At 54.1% G+C, this 22,978-nt stretch carries 22 protein-coding genes; 5 read left to right on the forward strand and 17 right to left on the reverse strand.

Annotated features, from left to right (window positions below):
- Positions 1-7 precede the first annotated feature (7 nt).
- From OGY09_RS02085 to pmbA, 11 genes are all read right to left on the reverse strand, one after another.
- On the reverse strand, positions 8-1,921 hold the full coding sequence (locus tag OGY09_RS02085) for a BglG family transcription antiterminator (RefSeq protein WP_270423395.1): 1,914 nt from the start codon (positions 1,919-1,921) through the stop codon (positions 8-10).
- Between the two features lie 21 nt (positions 1,922-1,942).
- Positions 1,943-2,683 (reverse strand): 2-dehydro-3-deoxy-phosphogluconate aldolase, encoded by a 741-nt coding sequence (dagF, locus tag OGY09_RS02090; RefSeq protein ID WP_275399042.1) that lies wholly within the window; start codon positions 2,681-2,683, stop codon positions 1,943-1,945.
- Entirely contained in the window at positions 2,680-3,798 is a 1,119-nt protein-coding gene (locus tag OGY09_RS02095; protein WP_032942188.1) for a DgaE family pyridoxal phosphate-dependent ammonia lyase, read from the reverse strand. Before OGY09_RS02095 ends, dagF begins: the two co-directional genes overlap by 4 nt.
- Complete coding sequence (locus OGY09_RS02100) at positions 3,782-4,915, reverse strand: amidohydrolase/deacetylase family metallohydrolase (RefSeq protein ID WP_057066557.1); 1,134 nt, start codon at positions 4,913-4,915, stop codon at positions 3,782-3,784. Before OGY09_RS02100 ends, OGY09_RS02095 begins: the two co-directional genes overlap by 17 nt.
- 78 nt (positions 4,916-4,993) lie before the next feature.
- The gene (locus OGY09_RS02105; protein ID WP_003830379.1) at positions 4,994-5,638 is read right to left on the reverse strand and encodes a DUF4310 family protein; all 645 of its coding nucleotides are present in this window, start codon (positions 5,636-5,638) and stop codon (positions 4,994-4,996) included.
- 11 nt (positions 5,639-5,649) lie between these two features.
- Positions 5,650-6,426, reverse strand: coding sequence for a DUF4311 domain-containing protein (locus OGY09_RS02110; protein ID WP_003025764.1), 777 nt, complete (start codon positions 6,424-6,426; stop codon positions 5,650-5,652).
- Positions 6,427-6,449: 23 nt separating this feature from the next.
- Positions 6,450-6,749 (reverse strand): DUF4312 family protein, encoded by a 300-nt coding sequence (locus OGY09_RS02115; protein WP_032942186.1) that lies wholly within the window; start codon positions 6,747-6,749, stop codon positions 6,450-6,452.
- Positions 6,750-6,751: 2 nt separating this feature from the next.
- The gene (locus OGY09_RS02120) at positions 6,752-7,114 is read right to left on the reverse strand and encodes an SFCGS family glycine-rich protein (protein ID WP_003830384.1); all 363 of its coding nucleotides are present in this window, start codon (positions 7,112-7,114) and stop codon (positions 6,752-6,754) included.
- Positions 7,115-7,124: 10 nt separating this feature from the next.
- Positions 7,125-7,433: a glycine dehydrogenase gene (locus tag OGY09_RS02125; protein ID WP_003025758.1), complete on the reverse strand. Its 309-nt coding sequence runs from the start codon at positions 7,431-7,433 to the stop codon at positions 7,125-7,127.
- Positions 7,434-7,765: 332 nt separating this feature from the next.
- On the reverse strand, positions 7,766-8,152 hold the full coding sequence (gene cybC / locus OGY09_RS02130; RefSeq protein ID WP_003025756.1) for a cytochrome b562: 387 nt from the start codon (positions 8,150-8,152) through the stop codon (positions 7,766-7,768).
- A gap of 86 nt (positions 8,153-8,238) precedes the next feature.
- Positions 8,239-9,591: a metalloprotease PmbA gene (pmbA, locus tag OGY09_RS02135; protein ID WP_003830385.1), complete on the reverse strand. Its 1,353-nt coding sequence runs from the start codon at positions 9,589-9,591 to the stop codon at positions 8,239-8,241.
- A gap of 95 nt (positions 9,592-9,686) precedes the next feature.
- On the opposite strand from pmbA, the gene yjgA reads away from it, so the two are divergent.
- Positions 9,687-10,238 carry a ribosome biogenesis factor YjgA gene (gene yjgA, locus OGY09_RS02140; RefSeq protein ID WP_008786039.1) on the forward strand — a complete coding sequence of 184 codons (552 nt, stop codon included), beginning with the start codon at positions 9,687-9,689 and terminating at the stop codon, positions 10,236-10,238.
- A 99-nt stretch (positions 10,239-10,337) separates the two neighbouring features.
- Here yjgA and mpl read toward each other — a convergent pair whose 3' ends face one another.
- The gene (mpl, locus tag OGY09_RS02145) at positions 10,338-11,714 is read right to left on the reverse strand and encodes a UDP-N-acetylmuramate:L-alanyl-gamma-D-glutamyl-meso-diaminopimelate ligase (protein ID WP_003830388.1); all 1,377 of its coding nucleotides are present in this window, start codon (positions 11,712-11,714) and stop codon (positions 10,338-10,340) included.
- A 175-nt stretch (positions 11,715-11,889) separates the two neighbouring features.
- On the opposite strand from mpl, the gene fbp reads away from it, so the two are divergent.
- Complete coding sequence (gene fbp, locus OGY09_RS02150) at positions 11,890-12,888, forward strand: class 1 fructose-bisphosphatase (RefSeq protein WP_003830390.1); 999 nt, start codon at positions 11,890-11,892, stop codon at positions 12,886-12,888.
- A gap of 76 nt (positions 12,889-12,964) precedes the next feature.
- On the opposite strand, the gene OGY09_RS02155 is transcribed toward fbp, so the two are convergent.
- The 5 genes from OGY09_RS02155 to ytfQ all read right to left on the reverse strand — a co-directional run bounded on the left by OGY09_RS02155 (position 12,965) and on the right by ytfQ (position 18,767).
- A complete protein-coding gene (locus tag OGY09_RS02155; RefSeq protein WP_080685908.1) occupies positions 12,965-14,077 on the reverse strand; it encodes a methyl-accepting chemotaxis protein in 1,113 nt (370 codons plus the stop codon).
- A gap of 103 nt (positions 14,078-14,180) precedes the next feature.
- Positions 14,181-15,182 carry a galactofuranose ABC transporter, permease protein YjfF gene (yjfF, locus tag OGY09_RS02160; RefSeq protein ID WP_008786036.1) on the reverse strand — a complete coding sequence of 334 codons (1,002 nt, stop codon included), beginning with the start codon at positions 15,180-15,182 and terminating at the stop codon, positions 14,181-14,183.
- The gene (ytfT, locus tag OGY09_RS02165; RefSeq protein WP_003830397.1) at positions 15,169-16,191 is read right to left on the reverse strand and encodes a galactofuranose ABC transporter, ATP-binding protein YtfT; all 1,023 of its coding nucleotides are present in this window, start codon (positions 16,189-16,191) and stop codon (positions 15,169-15,171) included. Before ytfT ends, yjfF begins: the two co-directional genes overlap by 14 nt.
- 13 nt (positions 16,192-16,204) lie before the next feature.
- Positions 16,205-17,707, reverse strand: coding sequence for a galactofuranose ABC transporter, ATP-binding protein YtfR (gene ytfR, locus OGY09_RS02170; RefSeq protein WP_032942185.1), 1,503 nt, complete (start codon positions 17,705-17,707; stop codon positions 16,205-16,207).
- A 103-nt stretch (positions 17,708-17,810) separates the two neighbouring features.
- Positions 17,811-18,767, reverse strand: coding sequence for a galactofuranose ABC transporter substrate-binding protein YtfQ (ytfQ, locus tag OGY09_RS02175; protein WP_008786033.1), 957 nt, complete (start codon positions 18,765-18,767; stop codon positions 17,811-17,813).
- A gap of 309 nt (positions 18,768-19,076) precedes the next feature.
- Here ytfQ and ppa point away from each other — a divergent pair, with 309 nt between their 5' ends.
- The 3 genes from ppa (at position 19,077) to OGY09_RS02190 (ending at position 22,968) form a co-directional block, all read left to right on the forward strand.
- Positions 19,077-19,604: an inorganic diphosphatase gene (gene ppa / locus OGY09_RS02180; protein ID WP_003025726.1), complete on the forward strand. Its 528-nt coding sequence runs from the start codon at positions 19,077-19,079 to the stop codon at positions 19,602-19,604.
- A gap of 199 nt (positions 19,605-19,803) precedes the next feature.
- Complete coding sequence (gene yncE / locus OGY09_RS02185) at positions 19,804-20,874, forward strand: 7-bladed beta-propeller protein YncE (protein WP_032942184.1); 1,071 nt, start codon at positions 19,804-19,806, stop codon at positions 20,872-20,874.
- Positions 20,875-20,958: 84 nt separating this feature from the next.
- Positions 20,959-22,968, forward strand: coding sequence for a TonB-dependent receptor domain-containing protein (locus OGY09_RS02190; protein ID WP_020996258.1), 2,010 nt, complete (start codon positions 20,959-20,961; stop codon positions 22,966-22,968).
- Positions 22,969-22,978 lie beyond the last annotated feature (10 nt).

A 22,978-nucleotide genomic window follows, 5' to 3' on the forward strand; every position in this document is an offset into this window, starting at 1 on the left:
CCGCCTCTCAAAAACGGCTCACGCACTCCATCGCGACCGTTTTGAAGTCGGTGAAATTCCGGCAAGCGCAGAGCCGCGTCATCGCGCGTTCGCGCAGGAAGGTGACGAAGATATCGTAGATAGCCATCGCCTCTTCGTATTCACTCTTGCTGATGGCGAGCAAGAAGATCACGTGGGCCGTTTCATCGCCCCAGGCGATACCCTGCGGGGCGAGGATGGTGTAGACCACCGTTTTCTTTGCCAGCAGACCAAGGGCGTGCGGCAAGGCAATGCTGTCACCCAGCATGGTGCTGACGATGGCCTCACGCTCAACCACCGAATCAAGAAACTCCGCGTCGACAAAACCTTCATCCTGCAACTGACGGCATAAGGTTTTGAACAACGTTTGTTGATCCATTGGCTCGTCAATCACACGAAAATGGGCGGCATCGAAGAATTTGTTCAACATCCACGGACGGGTTCTGTCTACCAGCACCAGTTTGCCAATCTGCTCCAGCTGATAATCGGTAGGGAACGGCGCAATCATCACCACCGGCTTATCTTTTTCACCAATCCGCGCGGTAGAGATGACAAAATCTTCGCTGATGCTTTCCCTCTGTTCGTAGTCGCGAAGCGTTACGGTATCGACGATCTCTATCTGCGGATACTTACGCGCCAGTACCGCTTCAATCATCCGCGCCATCGCATTTCCGGCATCGCATACCAGCAGAACCTTCGGCTGTCTCTGGTAACCGATGTTGTAACTACGCTCCAGCCCGACGCCAATATGCAGCACGAGGAAGCCAATCTCATTTTCACTGATGGTGTACGGCGTATATTTTCCCCATCCCGAGACGGCGGCCAGCGTCATGTCCCACGCCATGGGGTAGTGCTGTTTAATATTTTCCAACAGCGGATTGGGGATCATTATCTGGTAACGCACCCGGGTGATCATCGTCTTAATATGCGTCAGCAGGTCAGCATGCAACTGTTTGTCATTCAACAGGTTGTAGTTGTACTGGGTGTTGATAAAACGCAGGATGTAATTGACCAACGCTTCGTCATCATCCGCATTGATAGCACTGGGCGCGATATCCTGAACCTGGCGGGCAGCAATATGCACCTGTAGCCAGTTTTCTTCGGAAACGGAAAGCGGTTTGTCTGCCAGGCGGTGCAGTACCGCCGCGATTTCCCGCGTGGCCAGGCACACCGATTGATCGGCCTCTTCTGCGGCAAAATCCGGGAGTGGATATCCTTCGCTAATCCGCCGTACCGCCACCGCGCAGTACAAGCGTAAAAACAGCTCGCCCTCATCGGTCAGACGAATATGGAAACGGGCAAAAATGTCCTGCAAAACGGGTTGCAACTGTTCAGGAAGCCCCGCATTCAGCGCTTCTTGCGTCACTAACGGATGCTGCGGATCCTGCTGCGCCAGCGTCCACAGCAGATCGGTCAAACAGGCGCGGATCGCCATTTCGCTGCCGAACAGCTTCATGCCGTGACGGGGACGCGTTTCCAGCGTCAGATGATAACGTTGCAGATGCTCGCGCACCTCAGCCATATCGTTTTGCAGCGTCGCGCGGCTGATAAACCATTCATCAGCCAAATCTTCCAGCTTCAGCGAGAAAGCCGACGTCAGAAAACGCACCACCAGCCAGTGTATCCGTTCCTGGCTGGTGCGTGGGATGCGCAGCAACGTATTGGGCTGCTGCGTTTGCAGGGTGTGAAAGCTTGCCGGGTCGTCAATTTTGAGCTGATAACCATTACCCCGGCTGAGGACAAACTGTGCGCCGTACTGGGTGAGCAGCGCGTTTAGCGCGGTGATATCCGCCCGTACGGTGCGTGTGGAAACCGACAACCGCTGCGCCAGCTCGTCCTGTGGAAGCGCTTCGTTTTGCAACATGTCAAACAGCTGTGCTAAACGTTGGTTGGGGAATCGCACGTCAGTTTCCTCATCAGTCAGTTAGCCTACGCAGGCCCGGGTCATCGCCATCAGCTGGCGTACGTTGTCCGGACGAGTGTTACCACTCACCTTATCAATAATCGAACTATAGATGTGAGGAATGATTTTACTCACTCCGGCATCGAGGGCAATTTGCAGGATTTCAGTGAAATTATCCAGATCGATACCGCCGGTTGGCTCCAGCCAGAAGTCATGACGGGCGCAGGCCTGCGCGACCGCAATGTACTCGTCACGGCATTTCAGGCCGCCCATCGGGAAGTATTTAATTGAGCTACCGCCCATGTCTTTGAGCAGCGCAATCGCGGTTTCTATCGGTACAATACCGTCCGGCGACTGGCTGCTTAGCGGACCAGTGGAGATTTTCACCCTGCCCGGCGTGCCGGTTGGCGAGACCAGACCATTGACCACTGTCTCCTGCTGGCCCAGCAGCGCGCGACTGGTGGCCACGCCGGTAAAGACCTGATTGACATGCTGTGGCTGCACCTGACGGGAGATTTCACTGACCATCGCCGACTGGTTAGGATCGCCCGCCCCCAGCCCCACGGAGAGCGCATTGTCGATAAGGGCCGCGTATTCACGCATATCCGCTACCGCGCTTGCGACATCCGGGTAATTTTTTGACAACACGCCAACCAGCACGTGTCCTTCCGCCGCCGCATAAATATCCCGGGCATTTTCTTTGGAGCCTGCCAGCACGTTCAGGCAGACGCGGTCGCGATAAAAGTTAGGGGTCAGTTTCATGCGTTTTTCTCCTGCGAAATCACTTCACCAATTCGACGGGCCACAATCTCCAGCTGCGCGCGATCGACGCTGCGCACATCGGCTTCGATAATGCCTTCATTGGCTTTGTAACCACGGAAGTAAATCGCGTACTCCCCCTGTTTCAGCGCGTCGACCAGTTCCCCCGTGGCGATCCCGGTTACCGCTTCATCAAACTTAATTTCCGTGCGTGCGATGTCGCGCCCTGCACTATCCCACACCACGCGGGCGCTCACGCCGTTAAGCTGGTTCAACGCATTAATGAACGGCGTCATTTTCTCGACCATCTCCGCGCCGCTCTCTTTCTGCGCGTTCAGATACAGTTCGATGGCGCAGGTCAGTCCAAGAATTCCCTCTTTGCCCACCTTCATCGCCCGGCCAATCCCCGCCGTCTGGCGCTTCACCCACTCAACATATTGGGTTTTACCAATCACCAGACCGCTGGTTGGTCCTTCTATCGCCTTGGCGCCGCTATAAATCACCAGATCTGCACCAACCCGGTAGTAGCACTGCAAATCCTCTTCCGCCGCCGCGTCCACTATCAGCGGCAGATTATGCGTACGCGCCACCACCGCTGCCTGCTCCACGCTGAGCATACTTTTCTGGACGCAGTGGTGAGATTTGATATACAGAATGGCTGCCGTACGCGGTGTAATGGCCGCCGCCAACTGCGCCGCGGAACATTCATTGGCATAACCGGCTTCCACTAACTTGCCGCCGCCAAGCGCTACCATGGTGCCCACCGGTGCGCCAAAGTTGACGTTGTGACCTCTGGGCAACACGATTTCGTTGTTCTCGATGGGCGTGACGTGCAGGTTCTCCAGCAGCCAGTCGCTGTCTTTAACCAATACGCCAGCCACCGACAGGGCGATCCCGGCCGAGGCGCAAGAGACAACCGTTGCCCCCTCCACTTCCAGTAATTTCGCGATGTAGTCGCCGGTTTTATTGACCAGGTCTTTCATCTCGAAATATTGGTTCATCCCCGCCATCGCGGCTTCAACCACTTCTGGTCGCGGCGTGGAAACGCCGAGCGCCGTCATGCGGCCGGAGGTATTAATCACCTGTTTTAAATCGTATTTCTCAAAAATCGAAGGCATGTTCCGCGCTCCCTTGTTCGGTCATATAGCCCTTGCCCGCACGTATTGCGGCAAGCGGCACCAGCAGTTGTTCAGCCTGCAGGCTGTCGTTTTCTGCATCTACCAGCACGGTTGGCTGGCGCTTAAGCGTAAAGAGGGTTAAATCGGCATCCAGACCGATCTGCAGCCGCCCCTTCTGTTTCAGGCGCAGACCATCGGCGGCATTGGCGGTAACGCATTCAATGACCTGCGGAAGCGACATCCCAATGGCGAGGAATTTCGACATCACATTCGCCAGGGAATGCACCGGGCCGCTGATACGGTTACGACAGTAAATATCGGAGCTGATGGTGTGCGGCAAAATACCCAGTTCGATAGCGCGTTTTGCCACCGCAAAGCTCAGGCTGGCGGTGCCATGCCCAACGTCCAGACGCACGCCGCGTGAAATTGCCCGCATCACTGACGCCCGCAGCTCGCCTTGCGGCGTCAGAATGCGATTCGGCTTACCGTTGTAACAGTGGGTAATGATGTCACCCGCGCTCAGGCGCTCGGCGATCTCATCCAGGTCCGGCGGGTTGTTGCCGATGTGCACCATCAGCGGCAGGTCACCGTTCTGCGCTTGCATCGCTTTGGCGCGATCCAGCGGCGTGATGCCATTTTCACCGACTACGCTGCTGCTCATACGTGCCTTCAGACCGACGATAAAATCAGGGTGGCGTTTCACCGCCTCTCGCACCGCATCAGCGTCAATATTGACCATGTTGGCCAGCTCGTTCTGGGCAATAAGCCCAACGCGGGAGATATTCAGCAACGCGTACACTTCGGTGGCAGCTTCCCGAGTCAGGGTGTAAAAATCGTCGATGTCATCCGCCCCGGTACTGCCCGCATCCACCACCGTGGTAACGCCGGTCGCAATACCAACGCTATCCGGCTGGTCGTGGTAAATCGGGGATTTCGGGTAGCAATGAACGTGGGAGTCAATCCAGCCTGCGCTGACGTAGCACTCACCGCCCAGCTCAATGGTTTTCAGCGCCGGACCATCAACGTCACCCAACGCCGCGATCTTGCCGTCTTTGAGCGCAATATCGCTCACCGTATCGTCAACGAGGCGCGCACGGCGCAGGAGTAAATCAAACATGTCTCTCTCCTGTTGAAATGGGGGCGATCGTGTAGGCCTGATAAGCGCAGCCGCCATCAGGCCTACAACGACACACCATCAACTAATGGCAATCGGGAAAATAGACCCGAGGATCATTGCGCCGAGGATCGCCCCGCCGGTAATCGGTTTTTGCCACAGGTAAAACAGCAGCGCACCCGCCAGAGAACCGATTCCGATAGGAATAGAAGCCGTCATCGCGCTGAGGATAATCAACGGTCCGAGGAAGCGTCCGGAGGCGTTACCGGCCCCCATCATGACGTCCGCACCGTAGGTCGAGTCGCTCTGGTTGATGGTGAACTTACGCGCCAGAATGATGATGTAGCCAATCGCCAGACCAATCACCAGACCGGTGACCAGCGAGGCGGCGAAGTTGGCGACAGGGAAGATAATGCCCGCACCCAGCAGCAGCGCCGGAACACCTAACCCAACCCCGGTTTGAATCGCCCCGCCGATATCCAAAATCCCCACCAGCGAACCTTCAATGATGCGGGCAAACAGGAAGCTTGCGCCAAATGCCGCCACCGCTCCGTAGGAGCCGGTATCCATTCCCGCCTTCAGCATCGCCACAAAAGCCACTTCGTTAAATGCGCCAATACCGTACAGGTAGTACATGTGTGTTCCGGCAAACACGCCAGAGGAGAGCAGGCCCACGAAGATCGGGAACGACCAGTCAGCGAACCAAAAACCTTTATTCTGTTCCATGATGACCTCCATTATTTGCCGCTGAGCGAGTTGTGGATAAGTTCGAGCCAGTTAGGCACGGTCAGATGGAAGGATTCGATCATCTTCATGTCGAAGCCACGGAAGAAGCCGCTCAGGACAAACAGCGCGACGATAGCCACCATCATCACTTTAGTGACGTGGTTCCAGCCGCTCTCTTCAACACCTTTGCCGATCAGAATGCCGAGAACCAGACCCGGAACGGCGTTACCCATGATCAGCTGCGCCGCGCCGCCAAAAACGGTGGCCCAGAAGCCAGATTTCTTACCGGCATCGATCGCCGCCAGCCAGAAGATTACTGGCATCACGGTGTTAACCAGCAGGTTAGCCGCGGGCACCAGCACCTTGACGGCGGTAACCTGCAACGCTTCCGGTACGGATGATGCGGTGAGGTTCAGGAAGGTCACCACGATCATCCCGATAACGCCGCAGGCAATTGCCATGCGTTTGGGGTCGTGCAGCGTTTCACCGACGTTGCGATTTTTAATCATCAGCGCGGCGGCGCCCCAGTTGGGAATGATGCGATGGTCGACGTCCTGCGTGAACGCCCCCGCCGCAACAGAGGAAGCCCAGGCGTTAAAGAAGAAGCCCAGGCCGAACGAGAAGTGAGAAGCCGGATCCCCTTCGCAGGAATTCAGTTCTCCCAGAGTACGAAACGCGCCCATCCCTTGAGTGGTAGGCGCATGAAACATGCGTGCAGCCCCAGCGCCGACACCAACGCCAACCAACGCGCCGATGATGAGCGATTTTATTAATATTATCAGGAACATAATTATGCCTTTTAATAGAAAAATCAGCGTTGCGTAACGAAATCCACCTTGTCGAGATTGATGGCAGTCACGTTGACGGTCACGTCCAGCTCCACGCTGAAAGTGCGTCTTTCCCGTCGCAAAAAGAGGAATAAAAACGCCTCTTTACACACCGATTCACGCGCTTGAACAACCTGCACATCCTGTGGCTCAATACGCAGTAAGATATGCGGCGACGCTTTCATCACCGCAGCCTGAACGTGGTTCAGGGCATCGGCAAAGGCGCGAGCTTTGGTCTCGCCCTTACCCGTGACTCTCACCGTGGTGGTGAATTGCTCTTTCATGCTTAAGCGCCGTGTTTCTTTTGCCACGCCTGCACCAGGCGCTCGCCGAGCTCTTCTTTGTCCATAAAGCCGAATCCCAGTACGTTGCACCCTTCGTTGATGGCGGTTACCCCTTCATCGACCGAGCGCATGCCGTATTTCGCCTTGTAGCCGTATTTGGTCTGCGCGGTAATCGCACCCGCACCACCGCTGCCGCAAAACGAGATACCAAAGGTGGCGTTTTCCGCTTTCATCACGTCACCCAGCTTCATATCTGCTGCAACGCCCGGCACCACAACGGCACGGCCACCCGCTTTCTCTACGCCTGCCGCCACTTTCTGGCCTTTACCCAGACGATCGCCAATAACTACGGTAATCTGTTCCATCTTTTGCTCCTTAAAGGTTGTCTTTCGCGACTTCGAAGTGCACCGACAGCAGCCAGGCCTCTTCCTCAGGAAGATTGCCAAACTCGGCGACCACGTCGCGGGCAAGCGCCATTGATTCGGCAGATATTTCATCAAACAAGCTGGCATCGACCTCTGGTAAGGGTTCACCCGTTACCGAGCGGTGCGCCATGGCGCGAACATGCGACGTCAGCATCTGTTCCTGTACGGCGTTGGGAATAATGTTGCGTTCACGCAGCAAGGCATACACCTGCGCCAGCATGCGGTCGGCCAGTTCCACCGATTCCCCCATGTCATTCATTACAGCTCCGTTATTCACTCGTCTTACCCCGTTAATGTCTCTGAGGGTAAATTAGCGACGGAGGTTATGAGTTTGTAGCGAGTTGTTTTCCACTTCGAAGTGGAAAGGTGTGCAGCGATAGTGATCTGTGCCGCAAAAAGAGCTGGAACCACGATTTATCACTGGAAGAATGTGATTGAGATCGCAATAGCGAGCAGAAAAATGGAAGGAAGTGCGAACAATGAACGGGCGATAAAAATGAAAAAATGTGATGGGGATAGCGTTTACTTATGGGACGTGCAGTAGCGGGGGGTTTTATCCGACCTACGGGTATGCAGGCCGGATAGCGCAGATTAGCGGAACTTCTTGTGGTTTTCGTTGCGCGTGGTTTTCAGCTCTTCCGCAACAGCTTTCGCCTCTTTAACTTTACCTTCGTTCGCCAGCTTCAGCGCGCCGTCAATCTGGCCGATCAGCGTGTCAAAACCGTGGCGGAAATCCTTCATCTCCGGGCTGTCCGGGGATTTGTTTTCCAGCTTCGGCGGCGTTCCCTTTTGCGCGTCCAGCGCAGCTGCACGCATTTTGGTTAACGCATCTTTCAGTTCAGTCGCATTATCCGTTTTTTCGACGATTTTCAGGTTGTCGTTGAGGATCCCCATATCGTCTTCAAGATCGGCTGCAAACGCAGAAGAACCAAGAACCAGCGTTGAAGCTGCGACGATCGCTAACAGGTGTTTACGCATTGCTCACTTCCTTTTTTATTATTCAAAAATAAACAAACGCCAGATACCCTCAATAATTCACGCCACAGCTTGAAGTATGACGGGTATTATTGCCCGGCGATCTTCATCTCCGGCAACAGGACCGAACCACACTGAATATTACTGCGCGTTTCAATATCGTTGCCGACGGTGACGATATTACGCCACATCTCTTTTAAGTTACCGGCGATGGTAATTTCACTCACCGGGTACTGAATTTCGCCGTTTTCGACCCAGAAGCCCGCCGCGCCGCGCGAGTAATCGCCGGTAATGCCGCTTACGCCCTGTCCCATCAGCTCGGTAACCACAAGACCTGTGCCCATCTCTTTGAGCAACTGCTCGAAGCTTAGACCCTGTCCCGGAATTCGCCAGTTGTGGATCCCGCCTGCATGTCCGGTGCTCTTAAGCCCCAGCTTACGTGCAGAATAATTGGTCAGCAGCCACTGAGTCAGCACACCGTCTTTAATAATGTCGCGGCGTTCGGTCCGTACGCCTTCGCTGTCGAACGGTGAAGACGCCAGCCCTTTCAGCAGGTGCGGATGTTCTTCAATGGTCAGCCATTCCGGCAGAATTTGCTTGCCCAGCGAGTCGAGCAGGAAGGTGGATTTGCGGTACACCGAGCCGCCCGCAATGGCGCCAACCAGGTGTCCGAACAGTCCGGTCGCCACTTCATTGGCGAAAATCACCGGCGCTTTCATGGTGGAAAGCTTTCGCGGAGACAGGCGAGATAAGGTACGGCGAGCGCAGTCTGCCCCCACCCACTCCGGCGTTTGCAGATCGCCCATCGCCCGGCCAATGGTGTAAGCGTAATCACGCTCCATATCACCATTTTCTTCTGCGATTACGCAGCTGGAAAGGGAATGGCGCGTGGAGCAGTAGCCCTGCAGCATACCGTGGCTGTTGCCAAACACTTTGATACCATAGTGGCTGTTAAAGCTGCCGCCTTCGGTGTTGGTGATGCGTTTGTCGGCCTGCAACGCCGCCTGTTCAGCGCGGGCAGCCAGTTCGATAGCTTCGTCAGGGGAAACTTCCGCCGGGTGGAACAGGTCCAGATCGGGCGCATCAAAGGCCAGCAGTTCTTTATCTGCCACGCCCGCACACGGATCCGGCGAAGTGTAACGTGCAATGTCCAGCGCGGCCTGCACGGTGCGTGCAATCGCCTGCGGGCTTAAATCGGTGGACGATGCGCTGCCCTTACGGTTCTGGTGGTAAACCGTAATCCCCAGTGCACCATCGCTATTGAATTCGACGTTCTCCACTTCACCATAACGGGTGCTGACGCTAATACCCGTGGTCTTGCTCACAGCGACTTCCGCGCCATCCGACTTACCTGATGCTAATTCCAGTGCCGTCGAGACTGCTTCTTCCAGAATCTTACGCTGCGCTTCAACTTGTGAGATTACTTTCATCGCAAATGCCATAATGTAGAGAGAGTTTCTCTGAAGTCTAACAGAGAACCGTTTTTCAGTGCGCATCTTAACTGGTAACATTAGCCTCTTTTTTTAAGGAGCCTGACATGACTAAGCAGCCCGAAGACTGGCTCGACGACGTTCCCGGTGATGACATCGAAGACGAAGACGATGAAATTATCTGGGTCAGTAAAAGTGAAATAAAACGTGACGCCGAGGAGTTAAAACACCTGGGTGTGGAACTGGTAAAACTGGGGAAAAACGCGCTGGATAAAATCCCGCTCGATGCGGATTTACGTGCCGCGATTGAGCTGGCCCAGCGTATTAAGATGGAAGGTCGCCGTCGTCAGCTGCAGCTGATTGGCAAAATGTTGCGCCAGCGCGATGTTGATCCTATCCGTCAGGCGTTGGACAAGCTGAAAAACCGTCACAACCAACAGGTCGTTGTCTTCCATAAGCTGGAGCAACTGCGTGACCGTATGGTTGACGGTAGCGATGAAGCTATCGAAGAAGTGATGAACCTGTGGCCTGACGCCGACCGTCAGCAACTGCGTTCGCTGGTGCGTAACGCCAGGAAAGAAAAAGCGGGCAACAAGCCGCCAAAATCTTCCCGCCAGATCTTCCAGTATCTGCGTGAACTGGCGGAAAACGAGGCGTAACCTCTTCGTCCGCCGAAAGTGCCGGATGGCGGTGCAAATACCTTATCCGGCCTACGATCCGTTGTAGGCCCGGTAAGCGTAGCGCCACCGGGCATTTTTTTACTCTTCTTCTGCCTGAGCTTTCTTCGCCAGACCATCCAGCAGTTTTTGATGAATACCGCCAAACCCGCCGTTGCTCATCACCAGAATGTGATCGCCAGGCTGTGCGGTTTTCACTACCATATCTGCCAGTGCATCCACATCGCCGCTCCAGTGTGCCGGCTGAACGCAGGCTTCAGCGACTTCTGCTACCTGCCACGGAATGTGCGGAGGTTGCAGCAGGAACACTTCGTCTGCACGCCCTAACGACGGCGCCAGGTCATCTTTGCACAGGCCCATTTTCATGGTGTTCGAGCGAGGTTCCAGCACCGCGATGATGCGCGCCGTACCACCCACTTTACCGCGCAGTGCCGCAAGCGTTGCCAGAATGGCCGTCGGGTGATGGGCAAAATCGTCATACACCGTCACGCCATTGGCTTCACCGCGCAGCTCAAGACGGCGACGGGCGTTGATGAACGAGCCCAATGCATTGGCCGCATCCGCAGGCACGACGCCAACATGACGCGCGGCTGCAATCGCCATCAGGCCGTTGTGCATGTTGTGCTCGCCCACCAGGCCCCACTTCACTTCGCCGACTTTTTCACCGTCCAGCCACACTTCCCACTCGGAGGCATCGGTGGTCAGCTTTTTCGCCTGCCAGTGACCTTGTTCGCCCACCAGCTCTTGTTCGCTCCAGCAGCCCATCGCCATCGTCTGTTTCAGATTGATGTCGTTTTCCGGGTAGATGATGCGTCCCTGGCCCGGCACGATACGCACCAGATGGTGGAACTGTTTCTGAATAGCTTTAAGATCGTCAAAGATATCCGCGTGATCGAACTCAAGATTATTGAGGATCAGCGTGCGCGGGCAGTAATGTACGAATTTAGAACGCTTGTCGAAGAACGCACAGTCGTACTCATCCGCTTCAATCACGAAGAAGTCGCTCTCGCCGAGGCGCGCGGAAACCTCAAAGTTGCCCGGAACGCCGCCGATCACAAAGCCAGGTTTATAGCCGCAGGCTTCGAGGATCCAGGTCGCCATCCCGGCGGTGGTGGTTTTACCGTGCGTACCCGCAACCGCCAGTACCCAGCGATCGCGCAAGACAAAGTCATGCAGCCACTGCGGGCCAGACATGTACGGAATGTTCTTTTCCAGCACCGCTTCCACGCACGGATTACCACGGGTCATGGCATTGCCAATGATCACCAGGTCCGGCTGTGGGTCGAGCTGACTGGCATCGTAACCCTGAATCAGATCAATGCCTTGCTTCTCAAGTAAGGTACTCATCGGCGGATACACATTGGCGTCCGAACCGGTTACTTCATGACCGAGCGAGCGCGCCAGCATCGCCAGACCGCCCATGAAAGTGCCACAAATTCCCAAAATATGAATGCGCATACGTCACTATCCTTTTTTAATCTGGGGGCCATTTTACGCACATGTCCGGCAAGTGAGAAACGCATTTCAGGATATTCCGCAGTTTGCTGGCGCGATTCACCTAAGCGCAGCAATGGAAATATTTGTTAATATTGTTGCGGTCGCTTTACTCCACATAAATTGCAGGGAAAGTGTTATGAAAACGTTAGGTGAATTTATTGTCGAAAAGCAGCACGAGTTTTCTCATGCTACCGGTGAACTCACTGCTTTGTTGTCGGCAATAAAGCTGGGCGCCAAGATCATCCACCGCGATATCAATAAGGCCGGTCTGGTCGATATCCTGGGTGCCAGCGGTGCTGAGAACGTGCAGGGAGAGGTTCAACAAAAACTCGATCTGTTCGCGAACGAAAAACTGAAAGCTGCACTGAAGGCGCGCGACATTGTGGCGGGCATTGCCTCAGAAGAAGAAGATGAAATCGTCGTCTTTGAAGGCTGTGAACACGCTAAATACGTTGTGCTAATGGATCCGCTGGATGGCTCATCCAACATCGATGTTAACGTCTCTGTCGGTACGATTTTCTCTATTTACCGCCGCGTAACCCCAGTCGGCACACCGGTCACGGAAGAGGATTTCCTGCAACCGGGCAACAAGCAGGTTGCTGCAGGTTACGTTGTTTATGGTTCTTCCACCATGCTGGTGTATACCACCGGCTGTGGCGTACATGCCTTCACCTACGATCCTTCTCTGGGCGTATTCTGCCTCAGCCAGGAACGTATGCGCTTCCCGGCGAAAGGCAGCACGTACTCCATTAACGAAGGTAACTACATCAAATTCCCGAACGGCGTGAAGAAGTACATTAAATTCTGCCAGGAAGAAGATAAGCCAACCCAGCGCCCGTATACCTCGCGCTACATTGGCTCTCTGGTTGCAGATTTCCATCGCAATCTGCTGAAAGGCGGGATCTACCTGTACCCAAGCACCGCCAGCCACCCGCAAGGGAAACTGCGTCTGCTGTATGAATGCAACCCGATGGCCTTCCTGGCCGAGCAGGCGGGCGGCAAAGCCAGCGATGGTAAAGAACGCATTCTGGATATCACCCCAGAAAGCCTGCACCAGCGCCGCTCCTTCTTCGTGGGTAACGACCATATGGTTGAAGATGTAGAACGCTTTATCCGCGAGTTCCCGGACGCGTAAGTATCATTCATCGCACGGACGTAGGCCGGATAAAACGCGTAGCGTTGCCATCCGGCCTACAAAATCCATCGTCTGCTTACGCTTTCTGTAGCTTAAATACGGCCATTGCTTCGATTAGCGCTGAAGACTGCTCTTCCAGCGAGCGGGTAGCCGCTGAAGACTGCTGTACCAGCGCCGCGTTTTGCTGCGCCGTTTCATCCATCTGAATTACCGCGATATTCACCTGCTCTATGCCGCGACTCTGTTCCTGGGACGCACTGGCAATTTCACGCATCAGTTTGGTCATACGCATAACCTCGGTCGCGATTTCATCCATGGTTTCGCCCGCCTGCTGCGCCAGTTCACTGCCTTCCCCCACATGGGTGTGCGAATCGCTGATTAGCGTACGGATCTCTTTGGCCGCCTCGGCGCTGCGGCTGGCCAGATTACGCACTTCACCTGCCACAACCGCAAAGCCCCGCCCCTGCTCACCAGCCCGCGCCGCTTCAACGGAAGCATTGAGCGCCAGAATATTGGTCTGGAAAGCAATGCCGTCAATCACGCTGAGGATATCGGCGATTCGGCTGGAACTGCCGGAAATATCGCGCATTTTCTCGATCACATAGCACACCATTTCGCTACCGCGATCGGCAGTATCCGACACCGATTTTGCCAGCTGGTGCGCCTGTTCCGCGTTCTGCGCATTCTGTTTCACCGTCGCCGTGAGTTCTTCCATGCTGGCGGCGGTCTGCTCCAGCGAAGTGGCTGTCGATTCAGTGCGTTGCGCCAGATGCTGGTTACCGGCCGTCAGTTCACGACTGCCAATATCAATTTGCGAGCTGGCATCGCGTACGCGCTGTACCGAGTCGCCCAGCGCATGGCGCATGTCATCCATTGCTGCGTTCAGGCGGTTGAATTCGGCGCTGGCCGACAACGCGTTAACCGGCGACAAATCCCCCGTTGCCAGACGTTCCAGTTGCTCAACCATGTTATCCAACGGTTTGAGAAACTTATTTCGCAGCATAAACCAAATGACCGCCAGCAATGCGATAGCAACCAACATTGCAGCGCTCATAATACCGTGATAAATCAACGAGGTAATGACACGGGTAGACGCATATAGCCCCATGCCACCGGTCAGTAACAGCAGGAACGTCAGCAGAGACAATAACACCAACAAACTTGATCGAATTGAAAGGGATTTTGGCATCGTTATATTTCCGGTTGTAGGGTTAAAACAGACCTGTACAGAACCTATCGACTACAACCGGAAAAAGTTTAGGTATTTAAATGTTTTGTGCAAAATCAGGATGTTACTTTGGTGTTGCCGCCGTACCCACTCGGGTAACCGGCGAGCTTTGACGATTTTCCCAAAGCACCGTCAGACCGCGTTGTAACGCTATAAAAATAAACAATAAAATGCCAATCGCGATCTTCGTCCACCAGGAACTTAATGTGCCGTCAAAATTAATGTAGGTCTGGATCAGCCCCTGAATAGCGACGCCAAACAACGTCCCTAACACTGTACCGACCCCACCGCTGAGCAGCGTTCCGCCAATCACGACTGAAGCAATCGCATCCAGTTCGACGCCAACGCCCGCCAGCGCATAGCCCGCCTGGGTGTAAATGGAAAAGACAATGCCGGCAAGCGTCGCAAGCCCGGTAGACAGCATATAAATGCGGATGGTGGTGCTGCGGGTTGAGATGCCCATCAGGTTGGCAGAGGTGGCGTTGCCGCCAATCGCGTAAACCTGATTACCAAAGCGCGTACGGTGCGCCAGGAATATGCCGATGACGACAACCGCCAGCATCAGCAATCCCATCGCGCTCAGGCGACCACCGCCGGGAATTTTCCATGCCAGGCTTGAGAGCGTGTCATAAACCGGATGGTTAATTGGGATGGATTCTTCTGAGACCAGATAGCTGACGCCGCGCAGGAAGAACATTCCCGCCAGGGTGATAATAAATGCCGGGATCTTCAGCGCATCAATCAGTAACCCCATAAACGCACCAAACGCGCAGCCCATCAGCAAAACCAAAGGGAACGCCAGCAGCGGGGAAATGCCCCAATAGCCAATGGCCTTTGCCAGAAATACGCCGGTAAAGGCGATCACCGAGCCAACGGAAAGGTCGATCCCGCCAGAGAGGATTACGAAGGTCATGCCTACGGCAATGATGCCCAGAAAGGCGTTATCGGTCAGGATATTGCAAATGACCCGGGTGGAAGCAAAAGCGGGAAACTGCGTCAGGCAGTAGAGATAACCCAGCACAAACACGCCGAGGGTGATCATCAGCGGTAAATTACGTTTTATCATGACCACGCACTCCTTTTATCAGGCTGATAAAGCGTTGCGACTGCACGACCAGCACACACAACACCACCACGGCTTTGACCACCTGATTTAGTTCCGGCTGGAAGCCCGATAGCAAAATCCCGGTGTTCATGCCCTGAATAATCAATGCGCCTACCACCGACAGCAGCAGGTTAAAGCGCCCGCCCATCAGCGACCCGCCGCCGATAACCACCGCCAGGATGGCATCCAGCTCCAGCCATAATCCGGCGTTATTGGCATCTGCCCCGCGAATGTCCGCCGTGACGATAATGCCAGCGATAGCCGCGCACAGGCCGCTCAGCACATAGGTGAGCATCACGATAATGCGGGTATTCACCCCGGCGTTTTTTGCCGCACGAATGTTGATACCCACCGCTTCGATAAACATACCCAGCGCCGTTTTCCGCGTCAGCAGCCAGAACACCACCAGCGTGAGCAGTGCAATAATTACCGGCGTGGGGAATAGTAAGAGCGAGCCGCTGCCAAACCATGACAGTTCGGGCGAGTTAAAGGTGACGATCTGCCCGGAGGTGATAAGCTGCGCCACCCCGCGCCCGGCCACCATCAGGATTAGCGTGGCGACAAACGGTTGGATCTTGAGGATGGCCACCAGAATCCCATTCCACAGCCCAGCCAGAATGCCGGAGCCTAAGGCGGCAAGCAGCACTACCGGCAGACTGTGCCCGGCTACCGTCATCGCCGCGGTAGTGGCGCCAGCAATAGCCATGACGGCCCCCACGGAAAGGTCGATGCCGCCGGTAGCAATCACCAGCGTCATACCAATCGCCAACAGCGCCACGGGCGCGGCACGGTTGAGAATATCAATCGGGCTACCGAACAGCCGACCATCCTGCAAAATCACCTGGTAGAAATGCGGAGCGACCAGGCTATCCACCAGCAGCACCAGCAGTAACGCCACCAGCTGTGGCATCCCCTTTGGCCAACGGAACCGCCGTTTAGACGGATTGGATTGAGGGAGAGATTGAGGCATCACCATAGTCTCCTTAGGCCGCAATGGCGTTCATGATCGCCGGTACGGACAGTTCAGCCAGGGGGATCTCGGCCACCTGTTTGCGATCGCGCATAATAATGACCCGATCGGCATAGCCCACTAACTCTTCCAGTTCGGATGAAATGACCAGCAGCGCCAGACCATCCGCGCACAGCGTTTCGATCAGACGGATGATCTCCGCATGCGCGCCAACGTCGATCCCACGCGTGGGTTCATCGAGGATCAGGAACTGCGGTTTGGTCAGTAACCAACGCGAGAGCAATACTTTTTGCTGATTGCCGCCGGAGAGAAATTCGATCGGCTGCTCAGCGTTCGGAGTACGAATACCAAGCTGGCGGATAAAACGCTCGGCAATCTCGTTTTGCTCTTTCCGGGGAATAGGCCGCAGCCAGCCGCGCTGCGCCTGCAATGCCAGAATGATGTTTTCCCGCACCGAAGCGGCAGCAATAATGCCATCCGTTTTGCGATCCTCCGGACAGAAACCGATCCCCAGACACGAAGCCTGATGTGGCGATCGCAAGGTCTGCGGTTTGCCTTTAATCAGCGCACTTCCGCTGTCGGCGGGTTTAATACCGAAGATCACCTCCGCCGTTTCCGTTCGCCCAGACCCCAGTAGTCCGGCGAGGCCGACGATCTCACCGGGACGCACCTGTAGATCAAATGGCGCGATGGTGCCTTTTTTGCCAAAGCCGCTGAATGCCGCCACCGGTTTATCACTCAGCAACGTGCGGCCCGCACGCTGTAGTGCATGGGTATCCAGTTCACGGCCCAGCATCATTTTGACCAGTTCGATCTGAGGCAGTTCTCGGGTTTCACGGCAGCCAACGAAGCCGCCGTTACGCAGGACGGTAATGCGATCGCTGACCCGATAAACCTGATCGAGAAAGTGGGTGACGAAGATCAGACTGACGCCCCGATCGCGCAGATGTCGCATCAGGCCAAACAGCATTTCAACTTCCTGGGTATCGAGGCTGGCGGTGGGTTCATCGAGGATCAGCACTTTCGCGGAGAGATCGATCGCCCGACAGATGGCGACGATTTGTTGCATCGCCACGGAAAAGCGGTTCAGCGGCTCGCGCACGTCAAGGGAAAAACCGTATGACGCCATCAGTTCCGTCGCGCGTTTTTCCATCTGCTTGCGCTGAAGCAGGCCAAAACGCCGCGGTTCACGACCAATAAATAAGTTATCGGCAACCGACATATTGGGCAGCAGGTTCACTTCCTGGTACACGGTGCCAATCCCCAGTTGTTGGGCATGGGCGGTGTTTTTGGGGGTGATCGGTTGGCCTTCGAGCCAGATAGTGCCGCGATCGGCATGGTAAACGCCGGTCAGCGCCTTGATGAGCGTCGATTTGCCAGCTCCGTTTTCTCCCAGCAGCGCCATAATCTCGCCACGACGCAAGCTGAAATCCACGTTATCCAACGCTTTGACGCCGGGAAAGAATTTGCTTAATCCTTCGGTGCGGAGGATTTCCTGATGTTGGTCGATGGTCATGGTTCCCCCTGCATCACGCCGGATGGCGCTACGCTTATCCGGCCTACAAAAGAGCGTAATGTAGGCCGGGCAAGCGCAGCGCCCCCGGCATTTTCATGAAGGCTTAGTAGCCCATGTTTTTCTTCTTCTCTAACTCTTCTTTTGCCGTATCCGGCAGATAGAGGATCGACTTGGTAATGGTCAGCTTCTCAGGCATCGTGCCGTCTTTTTTGAATTTCTCCAGTGCGTCGAATGCCGGGCCGGCCATATTCGGCGTCAGTTCGACGCTGGCGTTGGCTTCACCGTCAATCATCGCTTTGTAGATATCCGGTACGCCATCGATAGAACCGGTGAGAATATCTTTGCCAGGTTTCAGGCCCGCTTCTTTGATCGCCTGAATCGCACCGATCACCATGTCATCGTTGTGGGCGTAAACCATACAGATGTTCTTGCCGTTGTTTTCCGCTTTGATAAAGCTCTCCATCACTTCTTTCCCTTTACTGCGGGTGAAGTCACCGGACTGAGAGCGAATAATTTTGATGTTTGGCGCATTAGCGATAGCTTCAGCAAAGCCTTTCTTACGATCGATCGCCACGCTGGCCCCAACGGTCCCTTGCAGCTCAACGACGTTACACGGCTTGCCATCCACTTGTTTAATCAGCCAGTCGCCGATCAATTTACCTTCCAGCACGTTGTCGGCGGTGACGGTGGTCATATAGAGAGATTTGTCTTTTACATCGATGGAACGATCGAGCAAAAAGACCGGAATGTCGGCATCTTTAGCTTCTTTTAAAACCGGCTCCCAACCCGTTGCCACGACCGGCGCAATAAAGATGGCGTCGACGCCCTGCGCAACAAATGAGCGGACTGCTTTAATCTGGTTTTCCTGCTTTTGCTGGCCATCAGCGATTTTCAGCGTAATTCCCCGCTTTTCGGCCTCGCTTTTCGCGACGTTGGTTTCTGCGGCGCGCCAGCCGGATTCAGAGCCAACCTGCGAAAATCCTACGGTTAAAGGGGCTGCCATTGCCATAGACGACATGGCTGCCGAAACTGCTGTGACTAAAAGTAAGCGCTTCCACATAAGTGCGTCCTCGTAGGGTGATTATTGTTGGTTAATTAACCGTTGCGAAAAAACTATAGACAATTGAGCATGTAACGGATTGCGTTACATCACACTTCAAAAAAGTAAATAAAACGTTAATCACAACTTTGTAATCGCTTTCATCTCACTATGAAAAATGCGGCTGAAGATATGGATTTTTCTGTCATGAGAGAGAGGTAAAAAGAAGAAAATGCACGCAGAGAAAGCGAAAACAAGCGGAGACATTCCGCGCGAGTTGGCTATAATACCCGCCACTTGTTTGCCATAGCTTATTTAAAGGAAACAGACATGAGCTTACTCAACGTCCCTGCCGGTAAAGACCTGCCGGAAGATATCTACGTTGTTATCGAGATCCCTGCGAACGCAGATCCGATCAAATACGAAGTTGACAAAGAGAGCGGCGCCCTGTTCGTTGACCGCTTCATGTCCACCGCGATGTTCTATCCGTGCAACTACGGTTACATCAACCACACCCTGTCTCTGGATGGTGACCCGGTAGACGTTCTGGTCCCGACTCCGTACCCGCTGGAGCCAGGTTCAGTGATCCGCTGCCGTCCGGTTGGCGTACTGAAAATGACCGACGAATCCGGTGAAGATGCGAAACTGGTTGCGGTACCGCACACCAAGCTGAGCAAAGAATACGATCACATCAAAGATGTGACCGACCTGCCGGAACTGCTGAAAGCGCAGATCACCCACTTCTTCGAACACTACAAAGATCTCGAAGCGGGCAAATGGGTGAAAGTTGACGGTTGGGACAACGCTGAAGCTGCTAAAGCTGAAATCGTTGCTTCCTTCGAGCGCGCGAAGAAGTAAGTTCGCGTTAGCGTAAAGCCCTGAACGCCAGCCCCTGGTTAGTAAGGGTTTTTTAATTTCTACTTTCTTTTCCCCCTCCCCTTCGCTGTTTTCTTTTTGACCTACCAGATTGGGTAGTCACATTTCATTTATCTTAATTGCGAATGAGATTAGATCTCATTATCATTCTCAGCATGTAAATAAATGTGAATAAAAGTCAATGAACCTCCACAATGTGAAGTCCCTGAAACGCTATTCCTGCGTGGCTCTCGCCACAGCACTGTTATTTACCAGCCTGTCCAGCGTGGCGCAGACGCTACCTGAGCAAGATTTTCTGACCCGCGACGTTGGCAACGGCGTGTATGAACTGGCGGTTGATAGCCAGCAGAATGCGCTTTTTGCTGCCTCGTCGCCGTCGTTTGATAAAGATAAAACCAGCGGGCTTATCTATAAACTCGATCTGGAGAAACTCACCACGACTGAAGTTATCGAAACCAGCCGTCGTGCCTTTGCCACTGCCCTGGATGCAGAAAACCAGGTACTGTATGTCGGCAACACGCTGGAGGGTTCGGTCACGCTCATTGATACCCGCAGCGGTAAAGAGCTGGCGATACTGCAACTGAGCGAAGCCAAAAACCCGAAAGAAATTGTCCATACCCGCGAAATGGTGCTCGATAAACAGCATCACCGCCTGTACGTTTCCGGCGTGGCTGAAAAGGGTATTGTCTGGGTGGTGGATACGCAAAAGCGCGAGAAAATCGCCACCCTTGAAAACATGGGCCAGTATCCGACCGGCATGGCCGTAGATGCCAATAAGAACCGCCTGTATATCGTAAATGGCCGCAACGAACTTATTACGCTGGATACCACTAACCATCAAATTATTAACCGCTTTAGTATTGAGCCAGGCAAAAAACATTTTTTCCTGAATATTGCTTTGGATGCAAAAAATAATCGCGCATTCCTGACCGATCCTGATTTAGCGGATGTACTGGTTGTTGATATTAATACCGGTAAGGTTATTGCGCCCATTAAGGTTATCAACTCGCTGGCAGTGATATATAACGAAAAGCGCCAGGAAGTGTATATCACCCACCGTAATGCAAAGCGCATCAGCATTGTGGACAGCAAGACTTATCAGGTAAAACAAAGCATTGAAACCAATGCGTTACCTAACAGCCTGGCGCTCTCGTCTGATGCCAACACCCTGTATGTCAGCGTCAAACAGCCGGAAAAAACGGCAGGTGTGAAGCCCGACTATGTGCTGAAAATCGACCTCTCCAAATATTAATAATTAAAAACGCTTCTGACACCTTGCAGCTTTTCTGGGCTGCAAGGTGATGCTTTTATTTTTTACTTTTCAGGTGTCTATATTATGAAAACGCGTCAACTTATTACGCTGACAGGGATCGTTGCATTCTCAGGCGGTGTTATTTTCCCCACTCAGGCAGAAGAACTCACCGAAACCTCACGCAATAGCGAAGATGAAATGGTGATCACCGCATCCGGGTTCTCGCAGCAAAAGCGCGAAGCGCCGGCCACCATTTCCGTTATCGATCGTAAAACGCTGGATATTCAGCCGGACCGTAGCATTGGTGAAGCGATTAAAAACCTTCCTGGCGTCTCGGTCACCAACAGCAGCGGTATGAACGCTGGCAGCATTATGATTCGCGGCATGGACCCGTCCTATACCGCGTTTATGGTCAACAGCGTCAAACAAAATACCGGTGAATCTCGCCCTTACGGACATGACATCGGTACTGAAGCCAACTTCTTACCGCCGATGGAGGCCATTGAGCGTATCGAAGTTATCCGCGGGCCCATGTCCTCGCTGTACGGCTCAGATGCCATCGGCGGTGTGGTCAACGTGATTACCAAAAAACCGTATGGCGCAAAAGAGTGGACGACGGCAATTGCCGCCAATACCTGGCTTCAGGAACACCAGTATTTGGGTAATACCAGCCAGATGAATCTGTTTACCATGGGGCCGATTGTGCCCGATGTTCTCGGCCTTAGCGTAGCGGCCGACTGGCTCGACCGTCGCGATGACGATCGCAATAACTATTTCGGCAAACACAACCGTAAATCCGTTGATATGACGCTGGGCCTGGCCGCTAGCGAAAATAACCTGTTCGACCTCAATGTGGTCACCGGTGAGCAGGAGAAAAACCGTACCCAGAAGCGCGGCGCGCCGTGGTCATGGCTGTTCGATCGTAACGCCGCCACCCTAACGCATACCGGCTGGTATGCCGACGACACCATTGCAACGACCAACTACATAAACTATGAAAAAGGCCGTTCGAAGTACGTTTATGACGGCCAGTCGCCGCAGTATGTGCAGATGGAGAACTACGTCGCTAATTCGCAAACCACCTTCACGCTCGACAACCATAAACTGACCGTTGGGGCGAATTTCACCCGCGAAGAGCTGAATGACCGCTTTGATGTGGCCAACAAAACGCTGCCCGGATCTGAGCCAGTGACAAAAATCAGCCGTAACGGTTGGGCATTGTTTGCTGAAGACGGCTGGAGCATTGACGACTTCATCCTGACCACATCAGCGCGTATGGACCAGGATGATAACTTTGGCACACATATTACGCCGAAAATGTACGGTAACTGGGCCTTCAGCAATGACTGGGCGCTGAAGGGCGGCGTTTCCGCAGGTTATAAAAAACCTGAGCTGCGTGCGACATCCAGCGACTTTGTCACCCCATACGGCTCGACCGTACCTTATCCCTTCCTGACCGTCGGTAACGACGATCTGAAACCAGAACAAAGCGTTAACTCTGAGCTGGGCCTCTACTGGACGGGGAATGCGCTGTCACTGGATAGCACCGTCTTCTATACGCAGTTCAAAGACAAAATTGCTGAACAAACCATTTGCGAAACTACATCGACGAATCAGTGCTCCGTGAATGGCTACAAGGCGGACTCCGTCAGTAAATACTTCAACGTCAGCAAAGCGGACGTGTACGGCATAGAACTGAATGCCGACTGGCAGATTAGCGCCGATGTAAAAGCCAACGCTAACTACACCTGGAACCATAGCGAACAGAAAAGCGGCGTAAACAAAGGCTACGCGCTCAACGATTATCCGCGCCATATGGCGAACCTGTCGCTGAACTGGGCGGCAACGCAGAGTCTGGACGTATGGAGTACGGTGAATTACCGCAGCAGTAACCGCAACAGCGGCAATAACTATAAGTACGATGACTACACGATGGTCGACGTAGGCGTACGTTATAAGCTCAATAAGCACACGCAGCTGATGGCAGGGATCTACAACGTGCTGGATGAAGATCCGAAACTGACGACTGCATGGAATGAATCCGCGCAGGTGGAAGGACGCCGCTATAACCTCGGCGCGCGCGTGGAGTTTTAAGCCTTTAATA

Source organism: Citrobacter sp. Cpo071 (genome assembly GCF_030332765.1).
Lineage (GTDB): Bacteria > Pseudomonadota > Gammaproteobacteria > Enterobacterales > Enterobacteriaceae > Citrobacter > Citrobacter portucalensis.